Consider the following 21,924-nt stretch of genomic DNA (forward strand, 5'->3'; position numbering starts at 1 on the left):
ATTTACTTACTATGATATGATTATGTTGTAAATAACAGATCGTGAGGTGCGCGCTGATGAGCAATCTGAAGGAGAGGGCAAGCGTTCACCGCTTGTTCGAACAGCAAGCGGAATGGAGGCCAGATGCGGTCGTTCTGGTCGGTGAGCAAGAGACGGTGACCTATGGGGAGTTGAACATGCGGGCGAACCGTCTTGCTCGCCATCTGCGCGCAAAGGGCCTGCGTGAGGGGCAGTTGGCTGCGGTGCGCTTGGAGCGCTCGGTGCAGATGGTGGTCAGCATGTTGGCCATTTTGAAAGCGGGTGGCGCTTATGTGCCGCTCGATCCCGACTATCCGAGTGATCGGCAGGAGTTCATGCTGGAGGATGCGCAGGCTGCCGTCGTGCTGTTTGAACAGCAGTTGCAGTTGACGACCGATGCGGTGCGGGTGCAGCTTGACCGGGAAGCGGAGCAGATTGCGGCGCAGAGCGGGGACAACCTCGACTTCGACGGCGATCCGGAAACGCTCGGCTATGTGATGTACACGTCGGGCTCCACAGGCAAGCCTAAAGGGGTGTGCATTCCGCATCGAAGCATCAAGAGCTTGGTGCTCGACCCGAACTATTGCACGATCGGGCCGGAGGATGTGATGCTGCACTGCGCGTCTGTGTCGTTCGACTCGACGACGTTCGAGGTCTGGGGCGCGCTCTTAAACGGCGCGAAACTGGTGGTGCTCCCTCCGCAGATTCCGTCTTTGGCAGAGCTTGGCCATGTGGTGCGCACTCAAGGTGTGACCGTGCTGCTTTTGACTGCGGGTGTGTTCGCAGAGATGGTCGCCCATCATCTCCAAGATCTGCGCGGGGTGCGGGACCTTTTGTCTGGTGGCGATGTGCTGTCTACGTTTGCGGTCAATCAGGTGCAGGAACACCTGCCCGCCACTCAGATGATCAACGTGTATGGCCCGACCGAGTGTTCGACGTTCAGCACGTACTACCGCACGGCACGCGAGGAGCGCTTTAGCACATCGGTACCGATCGGTTATCCACTGCAAAAGCGGGTGTTGTATGTGCTGGATGAGCATGGGGAACAGGTTCCGTCTGGCGAGGCGGGCGAGCTGTACATCGGCGGCGAAGGGCTGGGAACCGGGTATTGGCGGCGTCCCGAGCTGTCTGCGGAGCGATTTATCGACAATCGCTTTGGGTCGGGCAAGCTCTATCGCACAGGCGACTTGGTGCGCGTGCGAGCGGACGGTGTGATCGAGTTTTTGGGGCGGATCGATGGGCAGGTCAAAATTCGCGGGTTCCGCGTGGAAACGGGCGAGATCGAATATGCACTGATGTTGCATCCGGCGGTGAAGCAGGCGGTGGTGATCGCCCGTGAGGACACTCCGGGCGATAAGCGTCTGGTCGCTTATGTGGTGCCAACCGCGGAAGGGGTGCTGTCCGACGTCGACCTGCGCGCCCTTTTGCATGGATCGTTGCCCGATTATATGCTTCCATCAGCGTTTGTCGAGCTGGAGCGCGTACCGCTGACACCAAACGGGAAGGTCGATCGCAAGGAACTGCCCGCCCCAGCTGTGCTGGTGCGCGCGGAGGCGGAAGTGGTGGCGCCGCGGACCGACTTGGAAAAAGAACTGACGGCGCTGTATGAGGAAGCGCTTGGTGTGAAGGGTGTCGGCGTGTTGGACAACTTTTTTGAGTTGGGCGGGCACTCGTTGATCGCGATGAAGATCGCGGCGCGCCTGCGCGACCGTTTGTCGATTGCCGTGCCGCTGCAATGGCTGTTTGAGGCGGGCCATGTTGCCGAGTTGGCGCGGCGCATTGAAGAGCAGGGCGCTGTGGAGCGGGAGCGCGTGGGTATGGGACTGGTGCGCGTGTCTCGCGAGCAGACGCTGGAACTGTCTTTTTCACAGGAGCGGGTGTGGTTTTTGCGCAAACTGGCACCGACCAACCTGTCGTACAGCTTTCAAGCGGAATTTCGCTATTACGGACCGTTGCAGGTGGATGCGTTGCAACAGAGTCTGCAAGCGATCGTCGATCGTCATGAAATTTTCCGCACGACGTTCCCGGAAGCGAATGGCCGACCGTATCAGGTGATCCACCCGTCGTGGCAGGTACCGCTACCTGTGCTTGATTTGACCGATTTTCCTTCAGAGGAGCGGGAAGCGGAAGTGCAGCGTTTGATCAGCGAAGAGGTACAGCAGGCGTTTGAGATGTCGCAATTGCCACTGGTGCGCTGGAAGCTGTTGCGATTGGGAGCGGAAGAGCATGTGCTGATCCATGTGGAAGATCATCTGGTCCATGACGGCTGGTCGCTGACCGTGTTTGTCGATGAATTGCAAAAACTGTACGACGCGGCCGTTCAAGGGAGGCAGGCGGAACTGCCCGCACTTCCCATTCAGTTTGCCGATTTTGCCCATTGGGAGCGGAACTGGTTGCAAAGCGAAGAGGCGCAACAGCAGTTGGCCTACTGGACGAACCAACTGGCTGGGGCCGAGTATGTGCTCGATCTGCCGACCGATCATCCGCGCCCGCCCGTGCAACGCTTTAAAGGGAAGGTGTTCCGCTTTGATCTGGAAGCGGACTTAGCCGATGCGCTGCGCTCGTTCAGCAAGCGTGAAGGTGTTACGCTGTATATGACCTTGTTTGCGACGTTCAATGTCCTGCTGCACCGCTATACAGGGCAGGAGGATTTGCTGGTCGGCTCCGCACTGGCGAATCGCAGACTGCAAGAGATGGAGCCGATGATCGGGATGCTCGTCTCCAATATCGTGTTGCGGACGCAGGTGCAAAGCGCTCAGTCATTTGACGAATTGCTCGAGCAGGTCAAACAGACGGCGCTGGCTGGGTTTGCCCATGTCGGTTTGCCATTTGAAAAACTGGTCGAAGCCCTGCATCCAGAACGTGATCTCAGCCGCAACCCTCTGTTTCAAGTATCGTTCTCGTTCCACGATTCACGCATGCCGACGCTGGGAATGGCCGGGTTGGACGTGCAGTTGACCGAAGGGCTGAGCAACGATACGTCCAAGTTTGACATGAACATCATCGTCCTCCCCCGCAAAGAGCAACAGGCGGGCGAAGGGATTACGATCTGTTGGGAGTACGATGTCGATCTTTTTGCGGCAGAGACGATTGAGCGGATGATCGCCCACTACCAGCAGTTGCTGCGGGCGGCGATCGCGGAGCCGCAGATGGCTGTTGGCCAGTTGCCGCTGCTGAGCGAAGCGGAGGGCGAGCTGTTGCTGACCGAGTTTTCGGGAGCGGGCTTGGCCTTGTCGCGTCAGGAACGGGTGGAGCCAGAAGCGGTTGCTGAGCAGGCGCTGGCACAGACAGTGGTGACCAGTGAGTTAGGCAAACAGGCGCTTCATGGTGCAGAGTTTAGCCATGCTCGTGCAGATCGGCAGGAGTTTGTCAGCGCGATCCAACGCTTTGAACAGCGTGCAGAGCAAGCGCCCGACGCGCTTGCGCTCACAGCTGATGGAGAGGAATGGACGTATGGAGAGCTGAACCGACGGGCGAATCGCTTGGCGCACCGCTTGATCGAGCTGGGAGTGGAGGCGGATCGGACGGTCGGCATCCTTTTGGAGCGGTCGCCCGAGTTGGTGCTGGCGATCTTGGCGGTGGCCAAAGCGGGCGGGGCGTACGTGCCACTGGATGTGGCTTACCCAGCGGAACGACTGGCGTTCGTGGCGGAAGATGCGACACTGACCGCACTGGTCACGACGCGCGAACTGGCGGGCGAACTCGCATCATCTGCGCCGACCGTGCTGATGGAAGCGGAGCAGGAGCGGGGTGGTGTTTGCGAGGACAACCCCAACCTTGTTATGGCAGCCGACCAACTCGCCTATGTGATCTATACGTCGGGCTCGACCGGGACGCCAAAAGGAGTGGAGGTCGAGCAGGCGGCGCTTCGCAATCTGGTCGAATGGCACAATGCGACCTACTGCTTGACGTCAGCAGACCGCACGACGTTGCTCGCCGGAACCGCTTTTGACGCTTCGGTGTGGGAACTGTGGCCGAGTTTGGCGGCCGGGGCCAGCTTGCACCTGCCGCGAGAGGATACGCGATTGTCGCCTGAGCAACTTTTGACTTATCTGGATCGGCAGGAGATCACAGTCAGCTTCCTGCCGACGCCGCTGGCCGAGCGGGTGATCGCGCTGCCGATGCCGTCCACGCTCCGCTTGCGGCAGATGCTGACGGGTGGCGATCTGTTGCACCAGACGGAGCGCCCCTTGCCGTTTGCGCTGGTCAACCATTACGGACCGACCGAAAATACGGTCGTCACGACCTACGCCCCCGTTGCGGCTGGCGTGGTTCCGCCAATCGGCAGACCGATTCAAAACGTGGAAGTTTATGTGCTCGATGCTAATGGGAAGCCGACACCGATTGGTGTGCCAGGAGAACTGTACATCGGGGGGGCGAGCTTGGCGCGCGGGTATCGCAATCGACCCGATCTGACGGCGGAGCGCTTTTTGCCCCATCCGTTCCGAGCGGAAGGACGCGTCTATCGGACGGGTGATCGAGTGCGCTTTTTGGCGGATGGGAACTTGGAGTTCCTCGGGCGGCTCGACGGTCAGATCAAAATTCGCGGGCATCGGATGGAGCGAGGGGAAGTCGAAGCGGCTTTGCTCGCTCATCCGCAGGTGGAGTCGGCGGTGGTCATCGCACGTGGCGAGCAGGAGAAGCACCTCGTCGCTTACATCGTCGGCACAGGTTGTGTGGTCGAGGAACTGCGCGCCAGTCTGGAAGCGAAACTTCCGGTGTACATGGTGCCGTCCGCCTTCGTCCTGCTCAGCGCCCTGCCGCTCACGCCAAACGGGAAGGTCGATCTGCGTGCCTTGCCTGAGCCGATCTGGGCAGAAGAAGCGGGCCGGCGCTTTGCCGCACCGCGCAATGAAGTGGAGGAAAAAGTGGCCTTGGTGTTTGCCGAAGTGCTCAGCTTGGAAAGGGTCAGCATCCACGACGACTTTTTCCAGCTCGGCGGTCATTCTCTGCTCGTGACGCAGGTGATCTCCCGCCTGCGCGACCTGTTCGACGTCGAAGTGGCGTTGCCTAGCTTTTTTGCAGACCGCACGGCGGCAAACGTAGCGTTGCGGCTGGTCGGGGCAGGCTTGCACGAAGGGCGATTTCCGAAGTTGGTGCGCGTCGAACGCGCCGACGAGATGCCCGTGTCGTTCGCCCAGCAACGCCTGTACTTCCTCAATCAATTGGCGCCCGACAATCCCGTCTATAACATACCGCTCGCCTTGCGCCTCTCTGGGCCGCTTCAGTTGCCCACCTTGGAGCGGAGCGTTCAAGCGATCGCACAGCGACATGAGGCGATACGCACCGTGTTTGCTGAGCGCGACGGGGAAGTGGTGCAACGCATTCTTCCAGAGGTGACGATTCCTTTTGTGGTGCAGGATGTGAGCAGTTTGCACGGGCGGGAGCGTGAAGAGAGGGCCGCACAATTGGTCGCAGCCGAAGGACAGCATAAGTTCGACATCAGCCAAGGGCCGCTGTTGCGCGTTCTCGTCGTGCGCTTGACCGAAGCGGAGCATGTGTTGGTGGTGAACGTGCATCACATCGTCTTTGACGGTTGGTCGTTTGGCACTTTCGCACAGGAACTATCTGCGCATTACACCGCTTTTGTGAATGGAGAGTCGGCGCGGCTGCCCGAGCTGGACGTGCAGTATGTGGACTTTGCGCTGTGGCAGCGATCCTATCTGCAAGGCGAGGTACTGGAACGTCAACTCAGCTTCTGGCGCGCGTTCCTCGGCGGTTCCCTACCGCACTTGTCACTGCCGACCGATCATCCGCGGCAGGAGAAGCCGAACCAGCGGGGCGCGATGGCGCGCTTCACCCTGTCGCCGGATCTGTCGCATCAGGTACGGCAACTTGGCGAACAGGAAGGGACGACGCTGTTCATGACACTGCTTGGCGCCTTCAAGGTGCTGTTGCATCGCTTGAGTGCCGAGACGGACATCTTGGTCGGCACCCCGGTCGCCGGGCGAACCCAGTCGGCTATCGAAGGAATGATCGGCTTTTTCGTCAACACGCTGGTGCTGCGCAGTGACTTGTCGGGCAACCCGACGTTCCGCGAACTGCTCGGTCGCGTGCGCGAGATGAGCTTGCAGGCGTTCGCCCATCAGGAAGTGCCATTTGAAAAATTGGTCGAAGTGCTCCAACCGGAACGTTCAGCCAGCCTTTCGCCGTTCTTCCAAGTGATGTTCGTCTTGCAAAATCTGCCGACCGAGCCGTTGCAGTTGCCCGGCTTGACGATCACCAACGAAATATCGCACCACGGCGGTGCCAAGTATGACCTGACCCTTAGCTTTCAAGACGGGGCGGACGTGCTGTCCGGCCAGATCGAATACAGCACCGAACTGTTCGAGCCGGAGACGATCTCGTGGCTGATCGATCAACTGCAGTCACTGCTGGCAGGCATCGTGGCCGATCCTGACACACGCCTTGCCGCCTTGCCGATGCAAACGGTCCAAGCAGATGAGCTTGATGAGTTGTTTCTGTGAGTGAAGAAAAGCCCTTGGAAGTGGCAAACGCCATTCCAAGGGCTTTTTCTTTAGCTGATGTGTTTGGCATCGGTTGCTTGCTCTGAGCATGGACCAACTGCACGTTCGAGTGCAAGGGAGAGGTCTGTCGGGCAGGCAATGGCTCGCTCGGCACGGCCATGCAGGGAACAGGAGGTCGATCTCGCTTCGAACTCCGCTTCCGATGCAGGTCGAGCAGAGCGTCGCTTTGCTATTCGGTGGTCAGTCAATGGCTCGCTCGGCACGGCCTTGCAGGGAACAGGAGGTCGATCCCGTTGCGAACTGCGCTTCCGATGCGGTCGAGCAGAGCGTCACTTTGCTATTCGGTGGTCAGTTTACTTCTTCTCTCGATGGGCCGTTCGGGTGCGCTTGGTCAGCGCAAATCCGATTTCCGGTTCGGATGGTGCCGCGTCGGCAACTGGCGCGGTTGCGGACGATTCGATCAGGGCGGCCAATTGGGCGATGGTCGCCGCGCCAAACAGGGAGAGCATCTTGATCTCCACTTGGAAGTGTCCACGCACGCGGGTGATCAGTTTGGTGGCGAGCAGTGAGTGGCCGCCGAGCGTAAAGAAGTTGTCATGCACGCCGATCTCTGCTACCCCGAGCAGTTCCGACCAGATCGTGGCCAACTGCGCTTCGATGGGGTTGCGCGGTGCGACAAACTCGGTTGCCAAATCGGCTCGCGTCCGCTCCGGCGCGGGCAGCGCTTTGCGGTCCACCTTGCCGTTTGGCGTCATCGGCAGGGCATCGAGCATGACGATCGCCTGTGGCACCATGTACTCGGGCAGCCTGTTTTTCAGGCTCTGGCGCAGATCGTCTGCGCTCGGTCGGTTGTCGCCTGCGCTCACCGTGTAGGCGGTGATGCGCTGATCGCCTGGCTGGTCTTCGCGAACGATCACCGTCGCTTCTTGCACCTGTGGGTGTGCTAAGAGCACCGCTTCGATCTCGCCAAGCTCGATGCGGAACCCGCGTACTTTGACCTGATGATCGATCCGGCCAAGATAGTCGAGCGTTCCATCTGGCAGGTAGCGCACCGAGTCGCCTGTGCGGTACAGTCGTCCGCCCGCTACGAACGGATTCTCGATAAATCGTTCGGCGGTCAGATCGGGTCGATTCAGGTATCCACGGGCCAAGCCGTCGCCGCCGAGGTACAGTTCGCCAGCCACGCCGATCGGAACCGGCTGTAACTGCGGATTGAGGATATAGGCGAGCGTATCGGGAAGTGGGCGACCGATCTTCGGATGCACCGTATGCCGCTCCACCAAGGCGAAGGTCGAGTAGGTCGTGTCTTCAGATGGCCCGTACAGATTGTACACTTTTGCCACGGTCGGTACAGCGTACAGCGCTTGCACCAACTGTCCATTTAGCGGTTCGCCCGCAAGGTTGAGCACACGGGCGTTGGCAGGCAGAGCTTGTGCGCGCAGCAGTTCAGCGATCGCCGACGGGACGGTGTTGATCAATGTCACTTCATTCCGCGCCGGGAGCTCAGGCAATTGCAAGGCATTTTCGGCGAGGATGATTTTGCCGCCCCACGAAAGCGGAACGAACATCTCGAAGATCGACAGGTCGAAGCAGATCGAAGTGGAGAACAGCATGCCCGCATACTCGTCCGCTGTGTACTGATCTTTCGCCCAGTGCACCAAGGTGCTGGCGCTGTGATGCTCGATGGCGACACCTTTGGGCCGCCCCGTCGAGCCGGACGTGTAGATCACATAGGCAAGGTGGTGCGGGGCGGCGTCACTGGTCGGGTTCGCACCGCTCATGGCTAGCAAATCTGCGCCGATCGCATCGATGCAGAGCGTCTCGCCTCGGTGCTCTGCAAAGCGGTCAGTTAGATTTTCTTGGGTGATCAACAGCGAGACGTCCGCATCTTCCAGCGTGTAGAGGATGCGCTCGGGCGGATAGTTCGGGTCGAGCGGCACATAGGCCCCGCCCGCTTTGAGTACCGCGAGAATCGCCACAACCAGTTGCGGCGTGCGTTCGAGGCAGATGCCGACCAGCGTTTCTGTGCGGATGCCTTTTTGCTGCAAGAGGTGGGCCAATCGGTTCGCACGACCGTTCAGCTCCTCGTAGGTGAGGCGCTGTTCGCCGTACACGAGCGCGATCTGATCTGGTGTTTGGGCCGCTTGTGCTTCGACCAATTGTGGCAAGGTCAACTGCGGATAGCCGGATGCTGTCTCGTTCCATTGCACCAACAGCTGCTGGCGCTGACCCTCGCGCAACAGCGACAGTTCGCCAATCGGTGTCGTGGGCTGTGTCACGATCTGTTCCAACAAGGTGCTGAACTGGATGGCCAACCGCTCCACCGTTTCCGTGGCAAAGAGATCGGTGTTGTATTCGAAGGCCGCGTTCAGCACATCGTTTTGTTCCTCCACAAACAAGGTCAGGTCGAACTTGGTCGTCCCGCTGTCCAGATCGAGGCGGCGCAGAGTCATGTCGGACAACCGGAACTCGGGCAACGGTGCATTTTGCAAGGCGAACATCACTTGGAACAGTGGTGCGTGGCTCATGTCGCGAGCAGGCTGTAGCTCCTCGACCAACTTTTCAAACGGAACGTCTTGGTTTGCATACGCGCCGAGCGTCGTTTGCTTGACGCGACCGAGCAGTTCCAAAAAGGACGGATTGCCCGTCAGATCGGTGCGCAAGACCAGCGTGTTGACGAAAAAGCCGATCAGTTCCTCGAGCTCGGGCTGACCGCGGCCTGCCACGGGGGAGCCGACGAGCAGGTCGGTCTGTCCCGTGTTGTGATGCAACAGCGCGTTGAACGCGGTGAGCAGTGTCATGAACAGGGTGACCCCTTCTTGACGGCTCAAGCTGTACAACTGCTCGGTCAACGCGGCAGGCAGAGTAAAGCGGTGCATGCGGCCAGTGTAACTTTGCACCGCCGGGCGCGGATGATCGAATGGCAACTGCATGATCGGCAATTCGCCAGCGAGCTGTTCCTTCCAATAGGGAAGCTGGTTATGAAGCACGTCGCTCGCAAGGCGTTCATGTTGCCAGTTCGCAAAGTCCGCATATTGCACGGCAAGCTCAGTAAGCGGGGAAGGCTGTCCAGCGACAAACGCTTCACATAAAGCGATCAACTCACCGACGAACAGGCCGATCGACCAACCGTCCGAGATGATGTGATGGAAGGTGATCACCAACAGATGATCCAAATCGTCCAGTTTGACCAGCGTCGTGCGCAGCAGTGGGCCGACCGCCAAATCAAACGGGCGCTTCGCTTCCTCCTCGGCCGCCTTGATGGCCGCCTGTTCACGCGTTTCGGCAGGTTCGCGGCTCACGTCGATCTGTGCAAGCCGCAGGGCTGGTTCGAGGATTTTTTGTTCGACACCTTCCAAAGCAGGATGGAACGTGGCGCGCAACACTTCATGACGGCGGATGATCTCCGCGAGGCTGTTTTCAAGCGCTGTCAGGTTGAGCGATCCTTGCAGGCGGACGGCGCCTGGCATGTTGTAGACCGGATGGCCGGGCATCAGCTGGTCGAGAAACCACATGCGCAGTTGGGAGTAGGACAGCAGGCTGGCATCACCTGTGCGCGCAATCGGTTGGATCGCAGGTTGTGAAGACGAACTCTCCTCTTGACCGATCGCATCCAAGTAGGCGGCAAACTCGGTAAGGAGCGGTTTTTCAAACAGCTCATGGAGTGCCGCGTCCACAGCAAACTGTTGGCGTACGCGAGCGATCAGACGCGTTGCCAATAGCGAATGACCGCCCAAGGCGAAAAAGTTGTCATGGAGGCCGACCTGTTCCACGCCGAGCAGATCGGACCATAGGAGCGCCAAACGTTGCTCAGTCTCGGTGCGCGGCGCGATGTAAGCCGTGCTTGCCGATCCGGTCAAGTCTGGCATGGGTAGTGCCTTGCGGTCGATCTTGCCGTTCGGTGTCAAAGGCAACCGTTCCAGCATCACGAATGCGGACGGCACCATGTAGTCGGGCAGTTTTTGTTTGAGGCTGTTGCGCAGGTCGGAAGCGGTCGGTTGTTCGTCACCGCTCGACACGATATAGGCGGTGATACGCTGGTCGCCAGGCTGGTCTTCGCGCACGATGACGGTCACTTCCTGCACCTGCGGGTGTGCGGTGAGCACCGCTTCAATTTCGCCTAGTTCGATGCGGAAGCCGCGGACTTTGACTTGGTGGTCGATGCGTCCGAGGTAATCGAGCGAACCGTCCGGCAGGTAGCGCACCAGATCGCCCGTGCGGTACAGACGAGCCGAATCGGCAAACGGGCTGGCGATAAATTTCTCAGCCGTCAGCTCGGGTCGATTCAGATAGCCGCGAGCCAGTCCGGCACCACCGAGAAAAAGTTCGCCTGCGACCCCGAGCGGAACGGGTTGCAGTTCAGGGCTTAACACGTAGGTCAACGTGTTGGGCAGTGGACGACCGATCAAAGGCTGTCCTGTCAGGTCGCGCTCGATCAGCGCATAAGTCGAGTAGGTCGTGTCCTCCGTCGGGCCGTACAGGTTGTAGACTTTCGCCACCGTCGGCACGGCGTAAAGAGCCTGCACAAGCGACCCTTTGAGCGGCTCTCCGGCGAGGTTGATCACGCACGCGTTGGCGGGCAGAGCTTGCAGGCGGAGCAGTTCTGCGATCGCCGACGGCACGGTGTTGATCAGCGTCACTTCGTTTTGTGCAGCCAGTTCTGGCAGTTGCAACGCATTTTCGGCCAAGATGACGGTGCCGCCGCCTGCGAGTGGCACGAACAGTTCGAAGATCGACAGGTCGAAGCAGATCGACGTGGAAAAGAGCACGCCCGCATACTCGTCCGGCGTGTAGGTGTCGTGCGCCCAGTGGACGAGCGTCGCGGCGCTGTGATGCTCGATCGCCACGCCTTTTGGACGACCTGTCGAGCCGGACGTGTAGATCACATAGGCGAGGTCGTGCGGCTGTACGGTGGTGCGCAGATTCTCCGTCTTTTCCTGGGCCAGTTCGGCCGCGATCTGATCGACGCAGAGGATCGCACCGCCATGACCTGCCACGCGATCGAGATGGCGTTCTTCGGTCAACAGCACAGCGACGTTGGCATCTTCCAGCGTGAACAGCACGCGCTCGGTCGGATAGTTCGGGTCGAGCGGCACGTAGGCCGCACCCGCCTTTAATACGCCAAGCAGACAGGCGACCATGTCGGCCGAACGATTCATGTACAGGCCGACCAGCTTGTCCGGACCGATGCCCAGCGCGACCAAACGGTGCGCGATCCGATTGGCGCGGTCGTTCAGTTCGGCATAGCTCAGGCGCGTCTCACCAGCGATGAGCGCGACGGCAGTGGGCGTTTGTGCCGCTTGCCGTTCGACGAGCTGATGGAGGCAGAGATCCTGCGGGTAGGCGACGGCGGTGTCCGTGAAGGTGACCAGCAACAGTTCGCGTTCCGCTTCCGATAAAAAGGGAACTTCGGCGATCGAACGGTCTGGGTCTTGCAGCAACGCGGCGAGCAACGTGGAAAAATGACTGGACATCCGCTCGATGCTGGCCCGCTCGAACAGGTCGGTTTTGTATTCCAGTTCGCCGCGCAGACCGTCTGCCGTCTCGTTGATCGATAGCGTCAAGTCAAATTTGGCTGTGCCGCTCGTTAGTGGCAAGAGGCTCCATTCGAGTCCGACCAACTCCAAGTTGGCAAGCGGCGTGTTTTGCAAGACGAACATCACTTGGAACAGCGGCGACACGCTCAGGTCGCGTTCCGGCTGCAACTGTTCGACCAGCATTTCAAACGGGATCTCTTGGTGCTGATAGCTGGCAAGTGCAGACTTGCGCACGCGGCGCAAGACTTCTCGAAATGAGGGCGTTCCTGCCAAGTCGGTGCGCAACACCACATTGTTGACGAAAAAGCCGATCAGCCCTTCGACCTCTTCCGCATCGCGCCCCGCGACCGGAGTGCCGATTCGAATATCGGTCTGGCCGGACAAGCGGTACAACAGCGTTTGAAACGCGGCGGCCAGCACCATGAACGAGGTCGCATTTTCATGCTGACAAAGAGTTTGTAACGGCTCGTTCAGTTCGCGGGGGAGCGCAAATGTGATCGTATCCCCGCGCACGCTCGCTCCTGCCGGGCGCGGATGGTCGGTCGGCAGTTGCAGGGCGGTCGGTCGCTCGCCCAGTTCGTTTTTCCAAAATGCGAGCATGTCTTCGAGCGCCTCACCTTGCATCCATTCGCGTTGGTAGTGGGCGTAATCGGCGTATTGCACGGGCAGTTCTTCCAGCGGGGAAGGGACATCGCGCACGAACGCTTCGTAGAGCACAGACAGCTCGCGCACCAGCACTCCCATCGACCAGCCGTCGGAGATGATGTGGTGGAGGTTGAGGAGCAAGATGTGTTCCTCTTCCTCCAACTTGTACAAACTGGTGCAAAACAGCGGACCTTGGCTGAGGTCGAACGGCTGGCAGGCTGCGGCACGCACCGCTTCCCACATGCGTTCCTCGCGTTCGGTTGCGGGCAGAGCAGTTAGGTCGAACAGCGGCAGGTCGTGGTGACGGGCGCTCTTGACCACCTGCATCAGTTCCTCCTCCTGTAGGCGGAAGGTGGTGCGCAGCGTTTCATGACGGCGCACGATCTCTTGCAAGGCTTGCATCAGCGCCGCAGTGTGCAACACACCGCGCAGACGCAGCGCGGCCGGCATGTTGTACAGCGCCTGTCCTGGGGTCAATTGGTCGAGAAACCAGAGCCGCTGTTGGGCGAAGGAGGCAGGAAAAGCGTACGTTTCAATCGAGGGGATCATCGACGGTACCATCCTTTCAGAGTTGTGTTGAAGCGAGCCGCTTTACAGCGCGAGAGAGTTGACCGAGCGATTGTACGAGGTGAACACCGTCATGCCAATTGGCAGTCACACTCACTTTTCTTTCAATCAATGTAGTCGATTGAAAGGAAGGGCGTCAATCATTATTAGAAAATTCCATAATTTAAGTGTTGCTTGGTTTGTTGATCTCGTTTTAATGAAAATCAGAGGATGATTTCGCTGATACGCTCGGGCACGAGCGCATCGATTGCGCAGAACGAATTAAGAAGAATCGCGATTGGCTCAAAGCGTTTTGAACATCGATCACACACGATGAGTTCGATTTCAAATTCAGCAGGACCTCCATTAAATAAAAACAATGAATCCGTACTGGAACCTACCTATATAAATGTCGCGCTTTCCCGATTATAGCACTGCGCTGAAAATTTTGTATATCTATCGCGCCTCAAGAAAACAGCGCCCTTGCGGACTAGAGAGTAGGGAGGTGAGCAAGCATGTCGCTCGATCTGGTCTCACAGATCAAAAGCATCATGCGCTTCGTGGAAGAACAGTGCCCCGGCATTCCGCTACAAACGGAAAAAAGCCAGGCGGCCACTCTTGCCCCCGCCCTCTTAGCAGAGCATGTGCGCTCACAGGCCGCTCCGATGATGGCGACGGCACAGCAGGACATCGCGTACTGGAAGATCACCTTTTTCTCCCCCGATTATTGGGCGAGCAAAAAGGTGATCGGTGATCTGAAAGATGCGATTCAGCAGTTGCGCGAGATTCCTGCCTGCCTGTTCGACTTCAGTTTTCCAGCGCCTACCGGTGCGACGGCGACAGACGGTCATCTGCCCGCAGGCGTCTACCGCTTGCAGGTGACGGGAGTTGGTCGCGATGGGGCGGAGAGCTTGCCGAGTCAGCCAGTCGATGTGACCTTGGCCGAACCGGGCAGCATTCGGCTGACCATTCCGCGCTTGGAGCACGGGGTGGGCCCGTTCGTCAGCTACCGCGTCTATCTGGGCGGCGCGTTGGCGGGGGAGGTAGAGCAAGATGCGGTTGGCAACACCAGTTGTCAAGTCGCTGACTTGCCCGCGAACCATGCGGCCGCCCCGCCCGACACATCGGTGCTCTTGGAGCGCTTCTTCTATGTAGAAGACGTGCAGGCGGTCACGTTCGGTGAGCGAAACGAGCTGGGTCTCTTCGAAGGCATCGTCCGGCTGAAGACGCGGCTGACCATTCCGAAACGAGCCGTTTTTGCGGAAAAAGTAGCTCAAGTTTCGGCGGTCGTAGCGGCTACTAAGTAGGGAGGTGAGCACGATGGAACAGCTTCAAAACGAAACGGTGTTTCGACTTCAAGAGTTTTTGGAGATCGATTCGCATGAGGTGCTGCAGGTAGCACCGTTTGTTCTGAAAGGTGCGATTGCACATGCCGGATTGTCGGCAGATGACCAAGCGACATTGTCGCAGGTGAAACAAGCAGTTCAAGCGTTTTTGCAGGCTCCGGCGAAGTAAGCGGAGCGATAACTCTCGGAGGTGAAGGTAAGATGGCAGGAGGAAAATGGACGATTCTCGATACTCTCGATCCGTCTCAACGTTCTGGTTTTTATATTAACTTTGTGGCAGATGCTGCAGCCGGCGTACAAGCGGGTGTGCAAGGCATCGTCGCGATTCCGGTCACCGCGCCGTGGGGCCCGGAAGGTCAGCTGGTGAAAATCACCTCGGACCTGGAATTTGCTGCTACGTTCTCCAACCTGGAAGAAGGTTCGGCAGCTGCGTTGATTCTGCAGGCGCTCAAAGGCGGCGCCAGCACCGTGCTGGCCTACCGCATGGCGACTGGTGCCATGAAAGCGAAAGCGACGCTGAAAGAGGGCGCGGAAGATCTGGTCAAAGTGGATGCGAAATACAGCGGTGCCTACGGCAACCGTTTGACTTTGTCGATCAACGGCTCGCTGGCCGACGCATCGGAGAAAGAATTTAAAATCTACGATGGCGCGAAACTGCTGGAGAAGTATGCGTTTGACGGCACCGCTACTGGGCTGGTCGCAACAGTTGGCAATAACTCCAAATATGTGGTGCTCAGCAAAGTGGCAGACGGCACGTTCAGCACGATCGCCAACCAACCGCTGACGGGCGGCGTTTCCGGGCTTACGGTGACCAACTCCGAGTATATGGATGCGTTTGCGGTGTTTGAAGGGCACGCGTATGAGTTTAACATCCTCACCATCGGTTCTGGCGAATCCTCGCTACAGCAGTCGGCAGCAGAGTTTATCCGCCGTCTGCGCGGGGAAGGCCATTTTGTCCAATTGGTGCTCGGTCATGGCGAAGCGGATGAATTTGATGCGGCGAAGGCGGCAGCATTGAACCTGAACCATGAAGGCATCGTCTATCACAACATCGGGGTCAAACTGGCAGGTTCGGAGCTGACTCCGGCCGAATTCTCGGGCCGGATCGCCGGGATGATCGCCGGAGCGGGCCCGGATGCTTCGATCACCTATGCGCAGGTGCGTGACATCGATAGTCTGACCAATATGCTCAACCACAACCAAGTCCGCGAAGCGAACAAAGCAGGTCTGGTCACTGCCTTCTATGACGGTGAAATCTACCGCATCGAAAAAGGCATCAACACCTTGACCTCCTATTCTGAAAGCCAGCACGAAGGCTACAGCAAAATCAAAAACATCTCCGTGCTCGATGCGATCGGCAATGCGCTGACCATCTCGGCGAACAAAAACTACATCGGCAAAGTGCTCAACGATGTGGTGGGCCGCGACGCCCTGCTCGGCGCAATCCGTGCGGCGTTTGACATCTTCGAACAAGGCCGCCTGATCCAAAAAGGCTCTCTGGTCGGCCTTGACCCGACCCGTCCATCGGTGGGCGACCAAGTGTTCCTCGACCTTCGCGTCACCCCGATCGACGCGATGGAAGAAATCTATACAACCATTCGAGTGGGCCGCTAACAGCGGTCCGCTCTCATCTTAGGAGGGTGATCTAACATGGCGATGAACGCGGGCTACGCGATCAACGGTTCCTTCGGCACACTGTACGAAGGCGATACCTTTATGGCGAACTGTAAGAAAGTTGAAGCAAAAGTGACGATCGATAAAGAGGAGCTCAAGCTCTCATCCACCCGCCGCACCGGCTTCAAGTCGAAAGGCGTCAAAGGCGAAGGTACGCTGGGCCTGTACAAAGTGGACAGCAAATTTTTGGAGCGTGTCACTTCTTACATGAGCAATGAGCGCTCGGTGCAGTTTGTCGGCCAACTCCTCGTCGTGCTCGACGATCCGGAATCGCTCGGCGTGGAGAAAGTGCTGTTGAAAAATGTCAAGTTCTGGGAAGTCAACTTCGGTTGGTCGCTCGACACGATCTTGGAAGAAGAAATTCCGTTCACGTTTGAAGACATTCAAATCTCTTCTGCGATCAAAGGCGATTCGACGAAAGCTCGTTAAGTTTTGGACCGACTTGTACGATATTGTGGCTGGGAAGGGAATTTCGGTTCCTCCCAGCCACTATTTTTCTAGGAGGTTGTACTGATGAAAAAAGAAGAAAGCAAAGCGATGACCCAAGACCTGTATGTCGATCCGCTCGAAGCACTGCTCGCGGTGGATGCAGAACGAGCACCGGAAGATGATGTCTACCTGAAACGCCTCAACGCCAAATTCCGCGTGCGCGGGCCGAAACAGTCCGAATACAAAGCGACCTTGGAGCGCTGCGTCAAGGAGACGGGCAAAGGCAAAAACTTGCGCCGCTCGCTCGATACGGACATGTTCCAAAAGCTGATCGTCTACACGTTCACCGTCACGCCGAATCTGTCCGACCCGAAACTGATGGAGAAATACGGCGCGCTGGTGGCCGAAGAGGTGATCGAAAAAGCGTTGTTGCCGGGCGAGGTTGACAAGTTGGCGGAGCGCATCCTCGAACTTGGCGGTTACGGCGATGACGACGACATGGTGGAAGACGCAAAAAACTAATTCGCGAAGGGCACGGCGAGGCGGTGCTCCTGCACGCGATCTTTATCGAAACGGGCCGTTTCCCATCTGAGGTTCAAAAGTTACCTCGGGGGAAAGGGCCTTTCTTTATGCCTCCATCATGGTTGAAATGGAAAATCGCCAAAAAGCGGTCAAGTAAGGAGGTGAACGACTGATGGCAGACACGATGCAGACAGTGGGACAGCTTAGCCAACTGGAACGAGCGCTCGATCGAGTCCAGCGGGGCTGGTCCAGATTCAACGCGGAAATGCAGCGTAGCGATGGAGTTATGCACCGCGTGTACCAGACGGGGAATATGGCTTCGGATGGGTTGATGAAGCTGAGCAACATCAGCTTGGGCCTGGTGATCGATCAGGCGACCGCGCTGGCTGGCAAGATGAAAGAGATCGGGCAAGAGGCGCTCAATGTATCGGCCGACACGGAAGTGATGGCCGTCACGCTGCGAAAAGTGTACCAAGCTGAAGGCCCTGCGATCTATAAGCAGTTGAACCAGATTGCAGAAGGCTCGTTACATGATAAGAGCGACATCCTCAAAGCGCTCAAAACGTTGCATGCGAGCGGCATGGGTGATGACAAGTCGGTGAAGATGGTCGGGGACTGGGCAGCTGCCAAGGGCAAGACGATGTCAGAAGTAGCGGACGTCTTCAAAATGATCAACGGTGGCGACTATGCCCGCGCGGTGCAATTCGCAATCGACAACGGGATCCGTCGGGATGATTTGATCAACACAGAAAAGCTGGAATTTGGCGGCGTTAACAATGCCGATTATCGAGGGAAAGCGGGCGCTGATAAAACGGAAGCGCTGAAGACTGCGATCATCAACCAGATCGGTGAAAAGTATATCGGTACGATGGATGAGCAAGCCAGCTCCTATCGCGGGATCTGGGGCACGATCGGGTTACAGGTGGAGAAACTCTACCTGAAAGCGATGGGCTTTGATGAAAACACGCTGAGTTTTCGCAGCGACTCGCTATTTATGAAGATCAAGGAAGCGAGCTTGGCGGTACAGGAGGCGATGAGCTCTGTCCTAAGCCTCGGTGCCTTGCAGGATGACAGTTTGAGCATCTGGGAAAAGACGGGTGCTGTGCTGAGCGAATTGAACACCAAGCTGTGGGAGTGGTACACGAAAAGCGGGAAGAAGACGATCGAAGACATCGCGTTCAACTTGGGCGAAGGGTTTGGCAAGCTGTTGATGAGCGTGTTCGGGATGAGTTTAGATTCCGACCAAAATCTGTTCATCTCGGCGGGCAAGACGATCGCAACCGGGTTGTACAACGGTTTTAAAGAGTCGTTCGATCTGAGCGGTTTGATCGACACGAGCATGGGGCAACTGACGGCCACGCTCGGAGGAGCTTGGCTTGGCGGGAAACTATTTGGTCCTGGCGGTGCGCTTATCGGAGCTGGGCTGGTCGGTGGCGGTGCGACTCTCTTCAATGGGAAGAATGACGGTTGGGGAGATGTCGTCGCCGCTGGTGGGCTGGCTACTGCCGCCTTCATGGGGCTGAAGGGCGGGAAGAATCTGCTTGGCGGCGGACTGATTGGGTCGCTGAAAGACAAGTTCTTCAAGAAAAAAGAGGTAGACTCCGGCAAATTGATGGTCGGGAAGATGGATAAGGTCATCTCGCGTCTCGATAAGATCATCCAATGCGTTTGCGCAAGATGTGACTGCGACAATGTGAAAAATCGCAATGGATCACGCAACGGTGGTGGGAATCGCTCACAAGCGAGAGGAGCGACACGGGCCTTGCCTAGCGCAGCGACACGGGCCTTGCCAAGCGCAGTGACGCGGGCCTTGCCAAGCGCAGTGACGCGGGCCTTGCCAGCAGGAGCGACACGAGCTCTGCCAGCAGGAGCGACGAGAGCATTGCCAGCAGGAGCGACGAGAGCGTTGCCAGCAGGAGCGACGAGAGCGTTGCCAGCAGGAGCGACGGGAGCGTTGCCAGCAGGAGCGACGAGAGCGTTGCCAGCAGGAGCGACGAGAGCGTTGCCAGCAGGAGCGACGGGAGCGTTGCCAGCAGGAGCGACGAGAGCGTTGCCAGCAGGAGTGACGGGAGCGTTGCCAGCAGGAGTGACGGGAGCGTTGCCAGCAGGAGCGACGAGAGCGTTGCCAGCAGGAGCGACACGAGCTCTGCCAGCAGAAGCGACACAAGCTCTGCCAGCAGGAGCGACACGAGCTCTGCCAGCAGGAGCGATGCGAGCCTTGACGGGCGGTGCCGCACTTGCTCTACCAGGAAGCGTCATGTTGGACGCGCCGGACCGTGCGCCGCGCTTGATGCCAAATGGTGCCACACAGGTACTGCCTGGCGCTGGGGCCGATCGAGCAGGAAGCGGGCGACAATCTTCTATCAACCGCCCACAAGGACCTGGCCGCTGGGTTCCGACGGGACAAGCTGGTGTCGATGTATGGGAGCCTGAAACCTCCGCTCGTTCCGCAACTGCGCGTTCCGGTGCGACCAGAGGCGGCGGCATGAAAGGTGCATTTGGCAAAGTCGCTCGAAAAATTCCATTTCTCGGAGCCCTGCTGGGCGGACTTGCGGTCGCAGAGTCCTCCGATCCGCTCGCCACGGGCGCACAAGTGGCCGGTAGTCTAGCTGGCGGTTTTGCAGGCGGTCAGGCTGGAGCGGCCCTTGGAGCGGCGATCGGTTCGATCGTGCCGGGCGCGGGGACAGCGATCGGCGCGGTGGTAGGCGGAGGCATTGGCTCGATCGCGGGTGCGATCGGTGGTGAAGAGGCGGTTGTTTGGATCCAAACGCACATGGATTCGATCAAAGGCGTTCTCTTCGACGGTTGGGAAGGCATCAAAAACTTTTTTGGCGGCATTGGCAATTGGTTTGGCGGTCTATTCGATACGATCGGTACGGCCGTCACCGACGGTTTCTCCGCGGTCACAAACTTTTTCACCCAGATTCCAACTTTCTTTTCCGACACGTGGGACCGTGTGATCGAAGGTGTGACTTCGTTCGGTTCCAATCTGTGGAACGGGTTGACCGGATGGGTTGACCGCGCGATCAGCTCGCTCGTCGAAATCTTTTTGGACATCCCGTACTATGTCGGATACGGCATCGGACAAGCTGCAAAGTTCATCACGGAAACATTGCCGCAAATGTGGATGCAATTTCAGACCTGGATCGGTCAACTGCCTGCGAACATCTGGAACTGGATGCAAGGGGTGTGGACCAACTTCAGCACCTGGCTGACCCAGACGGCTGTCGATGTGGCAGTTTGGGCGGTGAACATTTGGAACCAGTTTACGACGTGGGTCGGTCAATTGCCCGCTGCAATCTGGAATTGGATGCAGGCGCTTTGGACGAACATGACGACGTGGCTCGGACAATTGTGGACCGATGCTGGCATCTGGTTGTCCAATCTGGCCACCTCGTTTAGCACGTGGTTTGAAACGGCGGTCACAAACGCGGTGCAGTGGGTACAGGAGTTGCCAGGCCGGATCGCCAGCTTTATCCAGTCGATCCCCGAACGGGTCGAAGCGTTTATCGCAGGGGTGGGCGAAACGTTCCTGAAGTTAGGTGCTACGATCATCGACAGCATCGCCAGTGGGATCACCTCCGCACTCCAGAAGGTGACGGGCGTTGTGAGTTGGGCGATCGAAAAGGCGTCGGCAGGTTTCGATTTTGTCGTTTCGTCCGTCTCCAAAGGGTACTCGGATGGCAAAAGCGGCAAGTCGGCCACAACGGGAGGCGTTGCGAAGCAGTATCACGGCGGCGGTCTGGTGGATGAGGAAGGCTGGGCGATCTTAAAACGCAAAGAGATGGTGCTCGATGAAAATCTCTCCTCGTTCATTCGCACGTCCGCTTCACAGGCGACAGGAACTGCCCCAGCGGGCGCTGGAACTGAGGTCAATGTCCAGATCGGCGCACTGGCCAACACGCTGAACGTGCGGGAAGAAGCGGACATTCAACAGATTGCATCCTCCTTGTCGGCTGAGCTGCGGCGTGTGCTGTCCAATCAAGGTGCATACCGATTAGGGGAGGTGGCGAGGTAATGTCGATCGGCCCTTTTTTGTTGACCTATTGGGATGAGGTCGGTTCACAGCGCGCGCTGGTCTTCCCAGTTGCGCCGCAAAACATCAATGTCAAATACGCGCATGAATATCATGAAGTCAGTGTGTTAGGCCAAGGTCAAACGGCATTTCGAGGCGGGGATCAACTGGCGGAGCTTTCCTTCTCCAGCTTTTTCCCCCGCGATTATGATCAGACGTTGGTCGATACTTGGTTTTACAAAAATGCTGGGTCACTCAAGTCCCCACAAGAGTTCGAACGGATCATCCACGAGATTCGCCAAGTCGGCAAACCGTCGCGGCTGATGATCGGCGGAACTTTTTTTAACGCCGATGTGATGATCCGCTCCTTCGATGTGGAACATCGCGGCGGCGAACCGGGTGATGTCTATTTTACGATCACGTTTAAAAAACACCGGGCTTTGTCGGTGAAAAAGACGGAACCGAAACAGGCTGCCGATCCGGCGAGCGGCGCGGGACGCCCACCGAGCGCTCCAGCCCCGAAGACGCATACGGTGGTCTCAGGCGATACGCTGTGGGCGCTGGCCAAGCGCTATCTGAGCGACGGAGCGAAGTACATGGAGATCTACAACCTCAATGTCGGTGTGATCGGAAAAGATCCCAATCTGATCCGTCCAGGGCAGGTGTTGAAACTGCCGGAATCCGCGGCTGGTGGCGCGCCAAGCTTGGCTGGGGCGATGAAGTAA

General features: G+C 58.2%; 9 protein-coding genes. 8 read left to right on the forward strand and 1 reads right to left on the reverse strand.

Features of this window, described 5'->3' with window-relative positions:
• The first annotated feature begins 56 nt into the window (after positions 1–56).
• A complete protein-coding gene (locus CIG75_RS03095) occupies positions 57–6,485 on the forward strand; it encodes an amino acid adenylation domain-containing protein (RefSeq protein WP_094235327.1) in 6,429 nt (2,142 codons plus the stop codon).
• 353 nt (positions 6,486–6,838) lie between these two features.
• Here the strand turns inward: CIG75_RS03095 and CIG75_RS03100 are convergent, their stop codons facing one another.
• Entirely contained in the window at positions 6,839–13,216 is a 6,378-nt protein-coding gene (locus CIG75_RS03100) for a non-ribosomal peptide synthetase (RefSeq protein WP_172844399.1), read from the reverse strand.
• A 512-nt stretch (positions 13,217–13,728) separates the two neighbouring features.
• Here CIG75_RS03100 and CIG75_RS03105 point away from each other — a divergent pair.
• The 7 genes from CIG75_RS03105 to CIG75_RS03135 all read left to right on the forward strand — a co-directional run bounded on the left by CIG75_RS03105 (position 13,729) and on the right by CIG75_RS03135 (position 21,924).
• A complete protein-coding gene (locus tag CIG75_RS03105; protein ID WP_094235329.1) occupies positions 13,729–14,520 on the forward strand; it encodes a hypothetical protein in 792 nt (263 codons plus the stop codon).
• Positions 14,521–14,533: 13 nt separating this feature from the next.
• Positions 14,534–14,728 carry a YqzN/YkzM domain-containing protein gene (locus CIG75_RS03110; RefSeq protein WP_094235330.1) on the forward strand — a complete coding sequence of 65 codons (195 nt, stop codon included), beginning with the start codon at positions 14,534–14,536 and terminating at the stop codon, positions 14,726–14,728.
• A 32-nt stretch (positions 14,729–14,760) separates the two neighbouring features.
• Positions 14,761–16,173: a phage tail sheath subtilisin-like domain-containing protein gene (locus tag CIG75_RS03115; protein WP_094235331.1), complete on the forward strand. Its 1,413-nt coding sequence runs from the start codon at positions 14,761–14,763 to the stop codon at positions 16,171–16,173.
• A 36-nt stretch (positions 16,174–16,209) separates the two neighbouring features.
• Complete coding sequence (locus tag CIG75_RS03120; RefSeq protein WP_094235332.1) at positions 16,210–16,662, forward strand: phage tail tube protein; 453 nt, start codon at positions 16,210–16,212, stop codon at positions 16,660–16,662.
• Positions 16,663–16,746: 84 nt separating this feature from the next.
• Positions 16,747–17,184, forward strand: coding sequence for a phage tail assembly chaperone (locus tag CIG75_RS03125; RefSeq protein ID WP_094235333.1), 438 nt, complete (start codon positions 16,747–16,749; stop codon positions 17,182–17,184).
• A gap of 172 nt (positions 17,185–17,356) precedes the next feature.
• Positions 17,357–21,202, forward strand: coding sequence for a hypothetical protein (locus tag CIG75_RS03130; RefSeq protein WP_094235334.1), 3,846 nt, complete (start codon positions 17,357–17,359; stop codon positions 21,200–21,202).
• Positions 21,202–21,924: a LysM peptidoglycan-binding domain-containing protein gene (locus tag CIG75_RS03135; RefSeq protein ID WP_094235335.1), complete on the forward strand. Its 723-nt coding sequence runs from the start codon at positions 21,202–21,204 to the stop codon at positions 21,922–21,924. The genes CIG75_RS03130 and CIG75_RS03135 overlap by 1 nt, the downstream gene beginning before the upstream one ends.

This window comes from Tumebacillus algifaecis (assembly GCF_002243515.1).
Classification (GTDB): Bacteria; Bacillota; Bacilli; order Tumebacillales; family Tumebacillaceae; genus Tumebacillus_A; species Tumebacillus_A algifaecis.